Source organism: Hymenobacter rubidus, assembly GCF_016734815.1.
Lineage (GTDB): Bacteria > Bacteroidota > Bacteroidia > Cytophagales > Hymenobacteraceae > Hymenobacter > Hymenobacter rubidus.
The window spans coordinates 149583-165667 of sequence record NZ_JAERQF010000001.1 but is presented as its reverse complement, the minus strand read 5'-3'; the positions used below and the strand labels follow the sequence as shown (position 1 = coordinate 165667).

The following is a 16085-nucleotide window of genomic DNA, read 5'->3' as shown; positions in this document are numbered from 1 at the left end:
CCGATGCTACCAGCCGCCGCGGCACTTGCCTACCCGCTCCCTAATTTCTACACCCGCCGCATGGGCCACAACTCCACGCTCACTGGCCCGCCCGCGTGTACCAGCGGCGCCCCCTCGGGTGCAGGCAGGCCGTGGCCTTCCAGCAAGTCGGACTCGTAGCGCAACAGCTGGGCTTCGCGCAGCGGCCACGGCGCGTGTGCCACCCGGCCCCGGTAGAGCTTCGTATGCGCGCGGTTGCTTGCGTAGAGACAGTAGCGTTCGGTGAGGAAAAAGACTAGTGAGCCCGGTTCAGCCGGGGGCAGGGATGCCCCCACTGTCCAGGTGGCACGGAAGGTAGCGGGCGGGAAGCCTCTATGGGTGCGCTCGGCCGCAAACTGGTAGTGGTCGGCGCTGGGCTTGTGCAGCTGCATGGTGGCGTGCAGGTAGGGCAGGTTGAAAAACGTGCGGGCCGTCCACACGGCCAACGGGCTGGTGGCATCAAGCGAGAAAAACCACACGCCCGGCACGCCGTCGAGGTGCACGTAGGTGCGCACGTTTAGTTCCAGAAACTCGCTGGTGCCGTGTACCGGCGGCGTGAGTCGGGTTCGCACCTTGCTCATCTGAAAGGGCACCACGGCAATCCAAGCCGTGCCCTCGTAGGTATCGATTTGCAGCCGGGGCGGCAGGTGTGCTTGTAGCAGGGCCACCGGTACCGGCCAGTGCATAAAAAGCAACTCCCGCCAGTCCTGGCGCAGAAATGGAATGCCCTCGGGACGCTGGCGCAGGGCCAGGCGGGCGACTAATGTAGGGGGAAGAGGCAACAGACAGCTAGTTTGTTCCTGAGATAAAAAACCTAACGCTCGATGTGACATTCTCCTTTCGACGGTTTTTTATCTGGAAAAATGCTTTGTAAATAATGTGATTACACACTGCCATTACTTCCTTGCCCTTTCTATCCCAACCTTCCAGAAACAGGAATGCCTCCCTACTTTAAGTGGGGAGGCATTCCTGTTAACTATTCACCTTATATTGGCAAGTACCTAGGCTTACGGCTGGTCGTCTACGTCGTATACGACAGTCATGGTCGCAGCACCTGTTATGTCCCAAACAGTGCTGTAGCGGAAGTAAAAATCCTTGTATTCGCCAGTGGGATTACCATTAGCATCAGCAACTGGCAGGTTGTTTTTGTAGAGGGGAGAGCCGTTTGCAGTATACACGAAGGTGTAGGGCAGGGTAGCAGGCCGTAAACTCGCATCCGTAACGCCATCATTGCACTTGTAGACTTGCGTGAAGCCTTTGGGATTTAACTGATAGTTAAACAGCATCATCTTGAGTTCTGTGCCATAGGCTCCTCCTGTAATCCAATATGGCTGCGGGCTAACCTCGTTGTTGTGTCTAACAAGACCTCCTTCAATAATGAACGGTACGAAGGGCTTAACGTCAGCCGAAACGGGGCTCGCCGTAACCGGGACAACGCTGTCCGCTGTCTTTTCGCAAGAGGAGAACACGGTGGCAACTGCGAACAGGGCAGCAAGTGCAGGTAATGAAAGGGTTTTCATACGTTTGGGTTTTTAAATGCGTTTATCAATGATTCAAAGGTATAATACTAGGTGTGCAATACCAAATAAAATTAGAAAGTTTATATTAAAAAGGCTTTGGATGGCCATAATAGTTTTAAAAATTCAATAAAATAAAAAGAAGACAATAATTTATTGGTTCTACCACACAGGTAGTACCTTATTATACCTTGAGTAGGTCAATTGATTTAAAGCGGCGTTTAATACTAGAAATCGCATTAAGCCATTATTTAACAGGTTTGGAAGAACTCTAAACTGCACAGGCAAAGGGGCAGGCCAGTTGGATGCCTGCATGCTGAAAGGTTTACGCAAATGATAACGCACTTCGGCTTACCCAAATGCGGTGCCATCACTGACAACTGCACTGCTCTTTTTTACCTGCTCACTGCCTCCCTAATATGTGGGAAAGCTTGGGTCAACCTGCTCGGCCCAGGCGGCTACGCCGCCGCGCAGGCTCAGCAGGTTCTGGAAGCCCAGGCGCTGCTGCAGGTAGCTCAGCGCCTGCATGGAGCGTACGCCGTGGTGGCAAATGAGCACTGCCGGCCCCTCGGAGCGGATTTCATTGGTGCGGCGGGTTAGCTCGCTCAGCGGCACCAGCACGCTGCCGGGCAGGTGGCAGTACTCAAATTCCATGTCCTCGCGCACGTCTATTAGTTGCAGGTCGTCGCCGGCTTGCAGGCGGCGGTACAGGTCTTCGGGGCTGATTTCTACCGGGGCGCTTTCCATAACTATGCGGGTTGAGTGGGCAAAAATAGTCCGGCCGGGCCCTACCTTGCGGCTTCCACTTACGCCGGGCTCGCGTGCTTGCATTGTTGTTACTCGATATTTCTACAGCCTTTGCGCAGTACTGGCACACCACCACCCGGCTGGAGCTGGTGGCCGTGGTCACGGGCTTTGCCTGCGTGTGGCTGGCCGCGCGCGAGTCCATCTGGAATTTTCCGGTGGCCGTGGTCAGCTGTCTGCTTTACATCTTCGTGTACTACGGGGCCAAGCTTTATTCCGACTGCTACCTCCAGGGGCTCTTCATTGCCCTCAGCCTGTACGGCTGGTACGAATGGCTATACGGCGGGCGCGACAGCACCGAACTGGGCGTGACGCACGCCACCGGGCGCGAGTGGCTGGTTTCGGCTTTTTTCGTCGTGAATTTTACCCTCGGTTTCGGCTACTACCTTCATCGCCACACCGATGCTTCGCTGCCTTACCTCGACAGCTTCACCACTGCCGGCAGCATCGTGGCCCAGTACCTGCTCACCCGCAAGCGCCTTGAAAACTGGCTGCTGTGGGTGCTGGTCGATGTAATTTACGTGCCAGTGCTCTGGTATAAAGAGTTGTACCCGACGAGCTTACTCTACGCCCTTTACCTGGGGCTGGCCGCCTATGGCTACTGGCAGTGGCGGCGCGACCTGCGGGCCCCTGCGGCCCCCGCTATTAGCTGAGCCCTGCTTTACAGGACACCATCGGCTTCGTCGAAACGCTGGCCGGCGGGCACCAAGTAGGGCTACCTTTGCCGATATTGCAACCGCGCAGTGCCACATTATTTCACCCGATAATACCGCGCCGGCCAGCCCTTTTCTTTTATCCCTCTCCTTCCGCCCTTTTTTCCACCCCCAAGTTGCTGCGTGTTTCCCTGACTGGCCCCGAATCAACGGGCAAAACGACGCTGGCTACCCAACTGGCGGCGCATTACGGCACCTCGTTCGCGCCCGAGTTTGCCCGTGAATACCTGGCCGATACTGGCCCGCACTACACCCTCGAAGACCTCGAAGAAATAGCCCGCGGGCAGTTGGCAGCCGAAGCCGCGGCCGAAGCCCGGGCGCACGGCATTGTGTTTTGCGACAGCGACTTGCTGGTGATAAAAATCTGGGCCGAGCACTCTTTTGGCATGTGCCCCGAATGGATTTTGCGCCGCATCGACCAGCAGCAGTACGACCTGGTGCTGCTCATGGGCATCGACCTGCCCTGGCAGCCCGACCCCCTGCGCGAACACCCCCACCTGCGCCAGCAGTTCTACGACCTGTACCAGCGCGAACTGCGCGACCGCATGTCCAACTTCGCCGAAATTTCGGGCGATGGGGGCCGTCGTTTCGCCCAGGCTTGTTTTTTGATTGATGAGCTGCTGCGCTCCGCGCCTCAGCCGTCGCTTGTGGAAGAGAACCCCCCTTCACTCGTCGCCGAACCTCGAATGGCCTACGCCCCTGTCGCCCACTACACCCTGAACACGCCGCACTGCCGGGCCACTTTTGCCGCTCACGGCGCCGAGCTCACCAGCCTGGTCACCACGGCCAACGAACTGGAATACATCTGGGACGGCGACCCCGCCGTGTGGGCGCGGCACGCGCCGGTGCTGTTTCCGCTGGTGGGGCGCCTGCCCCACGACGAGTACCACTACGAAGGCCGCGACTATAAGCTGCCGCAGCACGGCTTCGCCCGCGACCAGGAGTTCAGCGTGCTGCGCCATTCCGATACGGAACTGGTGTTTCAATTGCGGCACGACGAAACCACCCGCGCGGTGTTTCCCTTCGCTTTCGAGCTCACCATTACCTATACCCTGCGCGACGCCCTGCTCACCGTGCGCTGGGACGTGCGCAACCCGGCCGCCGACCAGCCGCTGCTTTTCAGCATTGGAGCGCACCCGGCGGTGCGCTGCCCCCTGCTGCCGAGGGAGGTGTTCGAGGACTATTATTTTGAGTTCGACCACCCCGTGACCCTGGAACGGCACTTGCTGCGCGGTGGTCTGCTCACCGGCGAAACCGCGCCGGTCCTGAACCACGAGCAACAGCTGCCCCTGCGCTACGACCTGTTTGCCGATGACGCGCTGGTCTTCAAACACTACGATTTTTCGGGCCTCACGCTGCGCTCGCGCAAGTCGGCCCATTTCGTGCGTTTCCAGTTCGATGGTTTCCCCTATCTCGGCCTCTGGACCAAGGGCCCCGGTGCCAGTTTCGTGTGCGTCGAGCCCTGGCATGGCATCGCCAGCCCCGACGGCGAACCCGGCGAGCTCAGCGAAAAAGAAGGGATTCTGACCCTGGAGCCCGGCCAGGTATTCACGGCCGCCTATACCATTGAGGTAGGGTAGGGCTGGATATTAGCGCGGTGTCGGGGTTGGTGTAGAGTAGCGCGCACTTTGTCGTTCGCGTCCCCGCGCCGCGAGCTCGTTCTGGCACGCGAGCGACAAAGTTCGCGCTACTGACCGCACGTACACGGACTTCGAAACGGCTGTAGAACAATCAATAGAACGTAACGTCATGCTGAGCCTGTCGAAGCAGCTCTACCACAGCAGTAAAACCTTTTGATTGGATTAGTTGCGCGGTAGAGCTGCTTCGACAGGCTCAGCATGACGTTTTTTATTTGCCTAGTTGATTTCCCGCAAACGCAGTGCCCTCCGCTCCCGACATCCGCTCCATCCCGGCCGAAGCCACCTATGCCCTGCGCCACCAGGTGCTGTGGCCGGATATGCCACTGGACTACGTGAAGATTGAAAATGATGCCGCTGGCCACCACTTCGGCGCCTTCCAACAAAAGGAGTTGGTAGCCGTTATTTCCCTTTTTGTAGAAGGAACGGAGGCGCGTTTCCGCAAATTTGCCACCCGACCCGATTGTCAGGGGCAGGGCATCGGCAGTGCGCTGCTGCGACAGGTAGTTGAAGAAGCGCGGCGGCTGGGTGCTACGCGCATCTGGTGCGATGCCCGGCAGGACAGCACCGGTTTTTACGCCCGGTTTGGGATGCAGCCCACGGGTGACGTTTTTTACAAAGGACCCATTGCATATGTGCGCATGATTCTGTAAAGGTTAAATATGGAGGGCTGAGGGTTGAGTTACCGTTCAGTAAACTCAACCCTCAGCCCTCCATATTTAACCTTTACAGTTCTACCCGGCGGCGGTTGTATTCCGGTTCCCAGTCGTTGATGGGGCGCGAAATGCCGGGCGGCAGGTCCAGGTCGGGCAGGCCGGGGTCGTGGGGTTCGCCGCCGTCGTCGTCGCCATCGGAAGGGGGAGGCGGTGGCACCACGCGCCGCCGACGTGGCATTACCAGCACGAACAGGAAAAAGGCGCAGAAGGCAACGGCGTAGACTAAGCTAAACATGGCGAAAAACGACTGAAGCGGTGCGGGCCTTACAACGTAGAGCCCCAGCCGGACGTTGCGTCGGCCGGCGTCACTAAATTAACTGATGTTCAGCAAACCGCCAAGCGGTATCAAAGCTGGTACGGCCTGGCCGACTCCCTGCGGTACAAATACCGCCGCTACAACGAAGCCGGCACCGACTACGGCCTGTACGAGGTGGAAATGGCGGTGCTGGTCAACAACGTCTTCGCCACCGAGTACGTGAACAACGGCTACACCTACGGCTACGTGAGCGGCGGCCAAGCCCAGTACTTCAACTACTTCTGCCCGCAGGCCCAAACCAATTTCCTCGCTTCGCTGAACTTGCGGTTTTAGGGGCCGGGGTGCTGATGGAGGGCGGCAGAGCCCGGCACGGACAGGCCCGTTTAGGCTATTATCTTTGCCCAAACTCCCGCCTCACCACCCAATTCCCGCCTCATGTCTTCGGAAGCTGACGTTCTCTCGCCCCAGGCCAAAGCCCACACTGCCCAGAAAGGCAGCACCAACGCCAACGGCTTCACCGATTATTTCGACCTCGACGGCCTGCTGACCGAGGAGCACCTGCTCATCCGCCAGTCCATCCGCGACTTCGTGAAGAAGGAAATCAGCCCCAACATCGAAAAATGGGCCCAGGATGCGCACTTCCCCTCGGAGATGGTGAAGAAATTTGGCGACGTGGGCGCCTTCGGGCCCACCATCCCGCAGGAGTACGGCGGCGGCGGGCTCGACTACATCAGTTACGGCCTCATCATGCAGGAAATTGAGCGCGGCGACTCCGGCATGCGCTCCACCGCCTCGGTGCAGGGCTCGCTGGTGATGTTCCCCATCTACCAGTACGGTTCCGAAGAGCAGCGCCGCAAGTACCTGCCCAAGCTGGCCTCCGGCGAGTGGCTGGGCTGCTTCGGCCTCACCGAGCCCGACCACGGCTCGAACCCCGGCGGCATGACCACCAACCTCAAAGACATGGGCAACCATTACCTGCTGAACGGCGCCAAGCTCTGGATTTCGAACTCGCCCGAGTGCCAGGTGGCCGTGGTGTGGGCCAAAAACGAGCAGGGCCGCATCAAAGGCGTCATCGTGGAGCGCGGCATGGAAGGCTTCAGCACGCCCGAAATCCACAACAAGTGGAGCCTGCGCGCCTCCTGCACCGGCGAGCTGGTGTTTGAGGACGTGAAAATTCCCAAAGAGAACATCCTGCCCAACGTCGACGGCCTCAAAGGTCCGCTGTCCTGCCTCGATTCGGCCCGCTTCGGCATTGCCTGGGGCGCCATCGGCGCAGCCATCGACTGTTACGAGTCGGCCCTGAAGTACTCGCTCCAGCGCGAGCAGTTCGGCAAGCCCATTGCCAGCTACCAGCTGCAGCAGAAGAAACTGGCCGAGATGCTGACCGAAATCACCAAGGCCCAGCTCATGGCCTGGCGCCTCGGGGTGCTCAAAAACGAAGGCAAAGCCACCAGCGCCCAAATCAGCATGGCCAAGCGCAACAGTGTGGACATGGCCCTGCACGTGGCCCGCGAAGCCCGCCAGATTCACGGCGGCATGGGCATCACGGGCGAGTACCCCATCATGCGCCACATGATGAACCTGGAGTCGGTGATTACCTACGAGGGCACCCACGACATTCACCTGCTCATCACGGGTGCCGATATCACGGGCATTCAGGCGTTCAAGTAAGCCGAATCCGGGGCCTGAAAACGCCCCCTGCCACCGAGTAGCAGCCGGGGCAGATGCAACCCAAGCTGCCTACTCCACTGCCAGCCGGCGCACCTGCCCGCCGCAGCGCAGCAGGTACACGCCGGCCGGCAGCCCGGCGGGCAACACCAGCCGCGCCGAACCGGTGGCATCGGTCGTGGCGGTGAGCCGCACCCGGCCCAGGGCATCCAGCACGCCGAGCGGCGCGTTCGGCGTGGCCCCGGTGAGGACAACGGCGCCGTGGGCGGGGTTGGGGAAGAGGGCCAAGGCGATTGGGGTGTGACCGGGAGCGGTGGCCAGCACCTGAGCGTTGCGGAGCAGCGTGACCGTATGGATGGTGCCGCCATTAGCCACAAACACGTCGAGGTCGTCGTCGCCGTCGGCATCACCCAGGGCCAAGCTCTTCGCCACCAGCCCAGCCGCGAAAGATTGCGCGGCTCCGAATGCGCCGCTTCCCATATTTAGGCAGCACCGTACCTGGCCCGCCCCTCGGTCGCTTACCACCAAGTCGGGGAGGCCGTCGGCGTTGAGGTCACCCACGGCCATTCCAAACAGATTTCCCCCAACCATGATGGGCAGCGTGAGGCTGAAATTGCCTTGCCCGTTGTTGATATGCACAAAAATAGCCCCACCGGCATACTCATCGGTTACCACCAGTTCCAAATCACCGTCTCCATCCACATCGGTCATGGCCAGCGCGGCTGGGTGGTTACCACCGCGCAGCGCCTGGGTACCGCTGAAAGTGCCGAGCCCATTGTTCAGGCAGACGTCTACTTCGCCACTGCCGAAGGTGGCCACCGCCAGGTCCAGGTCGCCATCGCCGTCGAGGTCGCCCAGTGCAAGGGCGAGGGGTTGAATGCCCACAAGCACCTCCGAACCTGCCCCAAAGCCGCCGATGCCGGTTCCTAAACGGATGCTGACCGAGGCAGCGCCCTCGTTGGCACTCACTAGGTCCAGCACGCCGTCGCCATTGACATCGCCCAGCTTAATTTCTACGCTGCTTAAACTTAAGGTTACATCCGTGCTGCGCACAAAGCTACTGCCGCTGTTGAGATACACCCGTGCGGTGCCAAAATACGGCGAGGAGATGCTATTGCTGAGCACCACCACGTCTAGTGTGCCGTTGCCGTCGAGGTCGCCCAGAGCTACATCCGCGACCTCGCCGCTGGCAGGTAGGTCCAAGGTGCCTCCGAATACCCCGTTGCCGTTGTTGAGGCGGACGCTGGCGGTAGCGGCGAGGAGGTTTGCCGTCACGAAATCCAAGTCACCGTCGTTGTCCAAATCGCCTACGGCCAGCTTCGTGGGGTCGCCCGGCAGGGCTGTAGGAACATCTGTCACTAATCTGCCGCGCCCCGTGCCGCCCGCCGCCGCCGTGAACTGCCCCACCCGGCCCTGCGCCAGCGCCCCGCCGCTACCGGCGGCTGCCGTGGTCACGGTGTACTGTACCGTTTCGCCGGGCCGGAAGTCGTAGGCCGCGGGGGCGAAGCTGAGTGTGTTGCCGCTCACCACAGCCGGCGTGGTGCCGCGCGTGCGCAGCCCGCCGCGCTGGCTGCTGAACACCTTGAGGGCCCCGGCCGAGGCAGGGGTAAGGGGCTGGCTGAAACTGACGGTAAGCGGGGCGTTGCGGGCGGCCGCCCGCGCATTGGCCATCGGGATGACCGAGGTGATGGTGGGGGCTTGGGCTTGGGCTGCTCCGAGAGAAGCCAGTACCAAAGCGGTACAAAGTGCCGAATAGGCGCGGAGGTAGGAGTGCAGCATCAGGAGCAAAAGGACGAGTGCATGACGAAGCACCGTCTGCTCGAAGGTGCGCTTTCAAATGTAACAAGCTACAACTGCTTTACTTCCGTACGCGGGAAAGGTCAACAACTAATTCGCTGGTTGGCAGTCTTGGCAAGGCCCCGGTACGGTTAGTGAAAAGATAGGTGCTGCACTTCTGCAAAATGCAGCGTTTCGACCTTAATCCCGCCGCCCGTGCCGTAATTTGGCCCCATGATGAAAATCGTCCCCGCGTCCGAACCCCTCGTGCTGCTCGAATGCCTCGTGGCCGGCACCTCGCACCGCCCCAACCTGGAGAAGTACGAGCCCAAGCTCACGGTGGGCCAGGCCCTGCACCTGAGCCGGGAAGCCGATAACCACTACGACGATTGGGCCGTGCAAGTGCACACCGCCCCCGCCACCGACCCTGCCAACGTGTGGCTGGGCTACCTGCCCGAGGGCCGCAACGAAACCGTGGCCCGCCTGCTCGACGCCGGCAAGCACCTCTCGGCCCGCCTCAACCACAAATCCTGGGAAACCGACTGGCTACACCTCGACATTGAAGTGCTGCTGCACGAATAGGGTGCGCGATTCAAAACGGCTGTCATCCTGAGCACAGCGAAGGACCTTATTACGACTGCGCCAGTCGCAGGATAAACGGTTCAGTCGTGACAAGGTCCTTCGCTGCGCTCAGGATGACAAACGAATATTTTCTCTAGGCGGAGCTTTTTTGCTCTCAACATAGTTACTCATACGCTTAGCAAGCGCCGACCAATCATTTTAGCAATATCATTATGCGCGAAGCCTTTCTCTCCGGTAGCGCCGACGGGTTTGATGCCACCGACAAGGACATCGACAAAGCCCTCCGCCCGCTTAGTTTCGACGATTTTACGGGCCAGGACAAGATTCTGGAAAACCTGAAGGTGTTTGTGGCCGCCGCCAAGATGCGCGGCGACGCCCTCGACCACGTGCTGCTGCACGGCCCCCCCGGCCTGGGCAAAACCACCCTCTCCCACATCATCGCCAACGAGCTGGGCTCGGGCATCAAGATGACCAGCGGCCCGGTGCTGGATAAGCCTTCGGACCTGGCCGGCCTGCTCACCAACCTAGAGCCGCACGACGTGCTGTTCATCGACGAAATCCACCGCCTCAACCCCGTGGTGGAAGAGTACCTGTACTCGGCGATGGAGGACTACCGCATCGACATCATGCTCGATTCGGGCCCCAACGCCCGCTCGGTGCAGATTTCGCTCTCGCCATTCACCCTCGTGGGCGCCACCACGCGCTCGGGCATGCTCACGGCGCCGTTGCGGGCCCGTTTCGGCATCTCGGCCCGTCTGGAATACTATGACTCGAAGCTGCTGACGACCATCGTGCAGCGCTCGGCCGAAATCCTGGGCACACCCATTCATGAGGACGCGGCCTTTGAAATTGCCCGTCGCTCGCGCGGCACGCCCCGCATTGCCAACAACTTGCTGCGCCGTACCCGCGACTTCGCCCAAATCAAGGGCGACGGCACCATCACGGTTGAAATCGCGCAGTTTGCCCTGAACGCCCTCGACGTGGATGCCCGTGGCCTCGACGACATGGACAAGCGCATCCTCACCACCATCATCGACAAGTTCAAGGGCGGCCCGGTGGGCATCAGCACCATCGCCACCGCTTGTGGCGAAGAGGGCGAAACCATCGAGGAAGTGTACGAGCCCTTCCTGATTCAGGAAGGCTACATCAAGCGCACCAGCCGCGGCCGGGAGGCTACGGAGGCAGCGTACCAGCACTTGGGCCGTATGTTGCCCAACCACTTGCGCGGCAACAACGGCGCGAGCTTATTTGATGAGATAACGTCGTAGAGGGAAGATTTATCCGGTCATCCTGAGCGCAGCGAAGGACCTTATCACGCCTGAACGATTGTTAGTTGCAATTGTGCAGGCGCGATAAGGTCCGTCGCTGCGCTCAGGATGACCTATTTTTACCCAATACCAATTCCGTTTCCCATGCTTCCTCCGTCCCAATGGGCCCCGTTCATCAAGCGCCGCGCGGCGGAGCTGGGCTTCATGGCCTGCGGGATTTCCAAAGCGGAGTTTCTGGAGGAGGAAGCGCCGCGCCTCGAAACCTGGCTCACGCGCCGCATGAACGGCAAGATGGGCTACATGGAAAACCACTTCGACAAGCGCCTCGACCCGCGCCGGCTGGTGGACGGCGCTAAGTCGGTGATTTCGCTGCTGCTCAACTACTACCCCGCGCCCGAAATCCAGCAGCCCGACGACACCCTCAAAATCAGTAAATACGCCTACGGCCGCGACTACCACTTCGTCATCAAAGACAAGCTGAAAACGCTGTTGGCCGATATGGAAGCCGAAATTGGCGCTATCGGCGGGCGTTGCTTCGTAGACTCGGCGCCGGTGCTGGACAAGGCCTGGGCCAAGAAATCGGGCCTCGGCTGGGTGGGCAAAAACTCGAACCTCATCACGCCGGGCACGGGCTCGTTCTACTTCATCGCCGAGCTGATTGTGGACGTGGAGCTGCCCGCCGACGGGCCCATCCGCGACTACTGCGGCACCTGTACCAAGTGCGTGGACGCCTGCCCAACGCAGGCCATTACAGAGCCCTACGTGGTGGACGGCAGCAAGTGCATCAGCTACTTCACCATCGAACTCAAGAACCAGATTCCGACCGAAGTAGCTGGGCAGTTCGGCAACTGGGTGTTCGGCTGCGACATCTGCCAGGACGTGTGCCCCTGGAACCGCTTCAGCAAGCCGCACAACGAGCCGCAGTTCAACCCCGCGCCCGGCCTCAAAGACCTGACGCCCGGCGACTGGCGCGAAATCACCCACGAATTGTTCTCGGAGCTGTTTCGCCAGTCGGCCGTGAAGCGCACGGGCTACGAAGGACTAAAGCGCAACATCCGGTTTGTGACGGATGGGCAGTAGCCGCGCTGGCTCAACCGCTACCCAATTAGCCTACGCCAGCAATGGGGAAGTCGGCCCGGAAATGGCCGAACACCGCTTTCAGTACATTGCGGTAAACGCGGGCAAACTGTTCGTAGCACCAACTGCGGAAAGCCGGTACTTCGGCGGGCTGCAACATCTTGAGGGCTTTGCGGAGTTCTTTCTCGAATAGGGCCCGGTTAAAGCTGACTTTCGTCAGAATCATTTTCACATAGTCTAGCATCGGGAAGTAGTACGGAAGACGGTGAAAAAAAGCGGAAAATTTTCGAAAAAAGGCCGGTGTGGCAATGGATGAGAAAGATACAATATTTCGATACCGTTTCGCAAGAGGGTTGAAACAGACAAAATCAGCGAGGTGCCCTGAAACGCAAAAAGAGCAGTATTTACCTGCTCTTCTGCTGGAAAAAGCCAAAATCTTTTAGCTATATGAACAAACTGAGGGCTGCTTGCGCAACAGCTAAACTCACCGGCTCATCAAATGCCTCAGCCAGGGCCGTGTCGTGAATGGCCGTGTTGTCACGAATCAGGAGAAAGTTCGAGAACGGTACTTTCACTCCGGCGGTCAGGTACTGAAAAACGTTTTCATCGCCGCCAGTAGCTGCCGTGGTAAGCGCTTGCGCTGCAGCGGGGCGCGCAATGGGGGCATCGGCATCGCTGGGCCAGTTTTTTACGACTACGCCCCGGCCGCGCCGCAGCCCGCGCACGTGGGCCGAGTGTTCGGCCTCAACCGCGTGCTGGCGGAGCAGGGACTTAAGTGCCTGAGAGTCGCTGACGCTGAAGGTGTGGGTTTTATACAGCCGAACGCCGAGGTCTTCCAACTGCTGAGCCAGCGCCAGGAAGGCATCGTAGTCGCTCAGCACGTTGGGGAAAAGCACGGGGTTGGCCGATACGCCATGGCGGCCACTGAAATCGAACGTGGGAACGGGCTGAATGGCCGCACCGGCGTTTTGCAGCACCAGCACCAGGAATGCCTCGTGTTGCGTTTGGTGCAGCAGCATGCGTTGGAAGCCAGCGATTTGGGTGGCCGGAATGAGGCCGGAAGCGGCCAGCGCCTGGGTATACAGGGCTTTTTGCAGGCGTTCGAGCAGCAAGAGCTGCGTCAGGGCATCGTAGGAAGTTTCTTTGGTGCCGGCGGCGGCGGGAAGCGAACCGAAGGCCAGGGGCAGGGCCGCCACGGCCACGCGGCCGAATTGCTGGAGCAACTCGCGCCGTGGGGTGGCCGTTGTGGGGGCGCCCGGAGTAGCCGCCAAGCGGTCGAGCAGGGAAATCAGCTTCATACAGGAACGGCCAGATTGGCAATGGAAATGACGTAGGGCGCGAAGAAAGGAGCCAAGGCGGTGTTCACTTCGGTGGGGGTTTTGGTGCGAATTTGTCCGGCCAGGGCGCCGGTGTTTTCCACCACATCATCGTTGGCAAAGGAGCCGGGGGAGAGAAGGTCGCGCACGGTAGCGGCATGACGGGCGTGGACCGACGACGTTTTCAGCAGCAAATCGCGAAGCAAGGTGCCGCTGGTGGTGGTCAGCAGCGTAAGCAGCACCGGGTAGGCTGCCGTAGCCAAGTCTTCGAGCTGCTGCGCGGCTGCCAGCACGCCGGCGCGGGTGGTGAGGGTAAACGACTTGAGGCTGAACGCGAGGTCGGCGGGAACAATAACTGTCGAAGCCGTAGGGTCGAGCTGATACTTGAACACTTCGCGGTGCACCACCTCGTGGTCGCGCAGGTCGGCGAAGATGGCGCGCTCGGCTGCCGCAAGGTCGCTGGGCGGCGCGTCTACCACTTTTTGGTAAAGCGTGGCCTGCGCCATGGCCAGCAGGTAGGCATATTGCACCAAGCCGGCGTCGCCGGTCGACAGCGACAGGGCATACGGGTCGGTGGCGACCGGAGTGGGCGTTTGGGTGCTGCATCCGGTGGCACCTATCAAGGCAGCCGTAGCCGCCGATGCCGCCGAAACCCGTAAGAAACCGCGCCGTCCCAGCGGCTGTGCCCGCCAGGCGGGCGAAAAGATGGATTCAGACATTCGTTCGCTAATTCAATCAAGCCGCTCAATACGGTGAGTTCTGGCTATTACAAAGGTACTCGCTGCCCGTTCATTGGTTGCAACGCCCTAAAAAACAAAGCCGGCCCCGCGCGCGAAACCGGCTTTGTGCAGCAATAAGTACCTGCGGGAAGGCAATTCAAGGACTGTTTTACCTCACCAGGCCACCGGCGCGCGAGCCATCCAGCACCTCGGCGGGCTGTAGGTATTCGTCGAATGCCGCGGCGGCTTCGGCGGCCGTGTAAGGAGTGCCAAGGGCCGTAATCAGGGCCACATTCGACTGCGTGGTGTTGTCCTCGCGGGGGCTGGGCTTAGTCGCATCGTAGGTGGGAATGGTGAAAGACCCGCCGCCAAAATTGAAGAAAGTGGGCGGCGGGGTAGGGGGCGTAGTTGTGCTAGGGGTGATGCCGTTGGTGTAGGCACTGGTATAAAGTGCGTTGGCAGGAGTCTGGGCAGCCGAGTCGGCGGCCGTAATCCAGGGCCGGATGTCGGTGGAAGCGCCGGGACGGGTGGCGCGCATGTAGCGAATGTGTGCCGCGTGGCGGGCTTCCATCGAGTGGATTCTGAGGGCCGTGGTCAGCAGGTCGGTGCCGAGCAGCTCGGAGGCGCGGCCTTTGTAGGCCCGCACACCGGTGTCTTCCAGCACTTGGGCCACCAGCAGCTGCGTATCGTAGTTCGTAGCAAAGTTTAGATTGGAAGGAATGGCGGACGCATTGAAGCGGATGCCGCTCACCGGCGTGCCGCCCAGCGATTTGATGGCACCGCTCGTGCCGCCCAGCAGGGCTACGTGCTGGTCTTCGTGGAGCTTGATTTTGGCAATGGCTGCGGCCGCGGCCGCACCACCGACAGAAGTTGCCAAGCCGGCCGTAATCACCTGTGAGTAGAAATCCTGTTCGAGCAATTCCAGCGTCAGCGCGTAGTTCAGCACGTCGACAGCCGTCGACTTGATACCGGTTTCGCCAGCGTAAGCTTTGTTGAACAAGGCCCCCACCAACAGCGGCGAGGCCGCCATGGCTGAGCGTTTGGCCAGGCTGCCAAGCGAATTGAAGATGGCCCGGCGGGAATCAAAACGGCCGAGCAAGTCGGCGTCCACTTCGGCAAGTTGGTCAATGATTTTGAAGAAATCCATGAGGAATAGCTGATTATACGTGGAAAGCGTTATTGTCCAACCGTGCTGCCGTCGAGCTTCTCGGTGATGTACTGCTGGGCAATGGTCAGCACTTCGACCGGGGTGCGGGAGAGGTCGAGGCCGTTGGCATCGGCCGTGTCGGAGAAGGTGCCCGGCGACACGAAATCGCGGATAATGGAAGCATGACGCGCTTCGACCGACACAATTTGCCCGGCTATTACCAAATAAGCCGCGTTTTTGATGAGCTTGCCGGCGCCGTTGTAGGCCGACACGCCGAGGTCTTCAAACGCCTGAGCGGCGTCAAGCACCGATTTCCGCTTGGTAAAATCAACCGTCGTAAAATTGGGCGTTAGGTCTTGCAACAGTTTCCCAGGAGCATCACGGTTGATGGCGGCCTTGAGAAAGTCGCGGTGAATGGCCTCGTGCTTGGCTACTTCCTGAAAGTATAGCAGTTCCGTAGCGGAGAAGTCGGCCGCCGGGGCTTTTGCCACCTGTGCGTAGAACGCTGCTTCGAGCTGCTCCAGAGCGTAGGCGTAATTCAATACGCTGGCATCGCCGGTGCCTAGGCTAATGGTGGAACTGGGCGTGGTGTCGCTGTCTTTGGAGCACCCGGCCAGCACAAGGGCCGTGGCGCCCGCCGTGGCGCCGGCATACATGAAAAACGAGCGCCGCTTGATGGGCACGTGCAGAGGTTGAAGGTTATCCGCCATAAAAAAATGAAATAGGAATTTGAAGGCCCTTGCCACAGAAGCACGAGCCGGCACTGGGCCAGAAGGTTGTACGGGTGCGCAGGTAAAAGTAACGGCGCGGCAACGGAAGTGGCGCGCTCCGCAGGGACTTCCGATAGGAACCTTGGTCCGGTTCGGCTGCC

The 16085-nt window shown here is 60.1% G+C and carries 18 protein-coding genes; 8 read left to right on the top strand and 10 right to left on the bottom strand.

From position 1 onward, the window contains the following. Positions 1 to 47 precede the first annotated feature (47 nt). The 3 genes from JKL48_RS00700 to JKL48_RS00690 all read right to left on the bottom strand — a co-directional run bounded on the left by JKL48_RS00700 (position 48) and on the right by JKL48_RS00690 (position 2282). Positions 48 to 800, bottom strand: coding sequence for a YqjF family protein (locus JKL48_RS00700; RefSeq protein ID WP_201977365.1), 753 nt, complete (start codon positions 798 to 800; stop codon positions 48 to 50). Between the two features lie 225 nt (positions 801 to 1025). Further along, positions 1026 to 1538: a hypothetical protein gene (locus tag JKL48_RS00695; protein ID WP_201977364.1), complete on the bottom strand. Its 513-nt coding sequence runs from the start codon at positions 1536 to 1538 to the stop codon at positions 1026 to 1028. A 411-nt stretch (positions 1539 to 1949) separates the two neighbouring features. Continuing rightward, positions 1950 to 2282 carry a rhodanese-like domain-containing protein gene (locus JKL48_RS00690; RefSeq protein WP_201977363.1) on the bottom strand — a complete coding sequence of 111 codons (333 nt, stop codon included), beginning with the start codon at positions 2280 to 2282 and terminating at the stop codon, positions 1950 to 1952. Positions 2283 to 2356: 74 nt separating this feature from the next. Here JKL48_RS00690 and pnuC point away from each other — a divergent pair, with 74 nt between their 5' ends. The 3 genes from pnuC to JKL48_RS00675 all read left to right on the top strand — a co-directional run bounded on the left by pnuC (position 2357) and on the right by JKL48_RS00675 (position 5342). Further along, positions 2357 to 2992, top strand: a complete 636-nt coding sequence (gene pnuC / locus JKL48_RS00685) for a nicotinamide riboside transporter PnuC (RefSeq protein ID WP_317191865.1) — start codon at positions 2357 to 2359, stop codon at positions 2990 to 2992. 176 nt (positions 2993 to 3168) lie between these two features. Next, entirely contained in the window at positions 3169 to 4632 is a 1464-nt protein-coding gene (locus tag JKL48_RS00680) for an aldose epimerase family protein (protein ID WP_201977362.1), read from the top strand. 299 nt (positions 4633 to 4931) lie between these two features. Further along, entirely contained in the window at positions 4932 to 5342 is a 411-nt protein-coding gene (locus JKL48_RS00675) for a GNAT family N-acetyltransferase (protein ID WP_317191864.1), read from the top strand. A 73-nt stretch (positions 5343 to 5415) separates the two neighbouring features. Here the strand turns inward: JKL48_RS00675 and JKL48_RS00670 are convergent, their stop codons facing one another. After that, the gene (locus JKL48_RS00670; protein ID WP_201977361.1) at positions 5416 to 5640 is read right to left on the bottom strand and encodes a hypothetical protein; all 225 of its coding nucleotides are present in this window, start codon (positions 5638 to 5640) and stop codon (positions 5416 to 5418) included. A gap of 201 nt (positions 5641 to 5841) precedes the next feature. On the opposite strand from JKL48_RS00670, the gene JKL48_RS00665 reads away from it, so the two are divergent. Together JKL48_RS00665 and JKL48_RS00660 are read left to right on the top strand one after the other, a co-directional pair. After that, positions 5842 to 5994, top strand: coding sequence for a hypothetical protein (locus JKL48_RS00665; RefSeq protein WP_201977359.1), 153 nt, complete (start codon positions 5842 to 5844; stop codon positions 5992 to 5994). A gap of 102 nt (positions 5995 to 6096) precedes the next feature. Further along, a complete protein-coding gene (locus JKL48_RS00660; RefSeq protein ID WP_236668530.1) occupies positions 6097 to 7332 on the top strand; it encodes an acyl-CoA dehydrogenase family protein in 1236 nt (411 codons plus the stop codon). 69 nt (positions 7333 to 7401) lie between these two features. On the opposite strand, the gene JKL48_RS00655 is transcribed toward JKL48_RS00660, so the two are convergent. Continuing rightward, positions 7402 to 9108 carry an FG-GAP-like repeat-containing protein gene (locus JKL48_RS00655; RefSeq protein WP_201977357.1) on the bottom strand — a complete coding sequence of 569 codons (1707 nt, stop codon included), beginning with the start codon at positions 9106 to 9108 and terminating at the stop codon, positions 7402 to 7404. Positions 9109 to 9339: 231 nt separating this feature from the next. On the opposite strand from JKL48_RS00655, the gene JKL48_RS00650 reads away from it, so the two are divergent. From JKL48_RS00650 to queG, 3 genes are all read left to right on the top strand, one after another. Beyond that, positions 9340 to 9687 (top strand): HIRAN domain-containing protein, encoded by a 348-nt coding sequence (locus JKL48_RS00650; RefSeq protein WP_201977355.1) that lies wholly within the window; start codon positions 9340 to 9342, stop codon positions 9685 to 9687. Positions 9688 to 9899: 212 nt separating this feature from the next. Then, the gene (gene ruvB, locus JKL48_RS00645; RefSeq protein WP_201977353.1) at positions 9900 to 10955 is read left to right on the top strand and encodes a Holliday junction branch migration DNA helicase RuvB; all 1056 of its coding nucleotides are present in this window, start codon (positions 9900 to 9902) and stop codon (positions 10953 to 10955) included. A 144-nt stretch (positions 10956 to 11099) separates the two neighbouring features. Then, the gene (gene queG, locus JKL48_RS00640) at positions 11100 to 12035 is read left to right on the top strand and encodes a tRNA epoxyqueuosine(34) reductase QueG (RefSeq protein ID WP_201977351.1); all 936 of its coding nucleotides are present in this window, start codon (positions 11100 to 11102) and stop codon (positions 12033 to 12035) included. Positions 12036 to 12060: 25 nt separating this feature from the next. Here the strand turns inward: queG and JKL48_RS23470 are convergent, their stop codons facing one another. The 5 genes from JKL48_RS23470 to JKL48_RS00615 form a co-directional block, all read right to left on the bottom strand. Then, positions 12061 to 12465, bottom strand: coding sequence for a hypothetical protein (locus JKL48_RS23470; protein ID WP_317191863.1), 405 nt, complete (start codon positions 12463 to 12465; stop codon positions 12061 to 12063). 10 nt (positions 12466 to 12475) lie between these two features. Next, positions 12476 to 13330: a ferritin-like domain-containing protein gene (locus tag JKL48_RS00630; protein WP_201977349.1), complete on the bottom strand. Its 855-nt coding sequence runs from the start codon at positions 13328 to 13330 to the stop codon at positions 12476 to 12478. Beyond that, entirely contained in the window at positions 13327 to 14067 is a 741-nt protein-coding gene (locus JKL48_RS00625) for a ferritin-like domain-containing protein (protein ID WP_201977347.1), read from the bottom strand. The genes JKL48_RS00630 and JKL48_RS00625 overlap by 4 nt, the downstream gene beginning before the upstream one ends. Positions 14068 to 14236: 169 nt before the next feature. Further along, on the bottom strand, positions 14237 to 15214 hold the full coding sequence (locus JKL48_RS00620) for a ferritin-like domain-containing protein (RefSeq protein ID WP_201977345.1): 978 nt from the start codon (positions 15212 to 15214) through the stop codon (positions 14237 to 14239). A 29-nt stretch (positions 15215 to 15243) separates the two neighbouring features. Then, positions 15244 to 15924 (bottom strand): ferritin-like domain-containing protein, encoded by a 681-nt coding sequence (locus JKL48_RS00615; RefSeq protein WP_201977343.1) that lies wholly within the window; start codon positions 15922 to 15924, stop codon positions 15244 to 15246. Positions 15925 to 16085 lie beyond the last annotated feature (161 nt).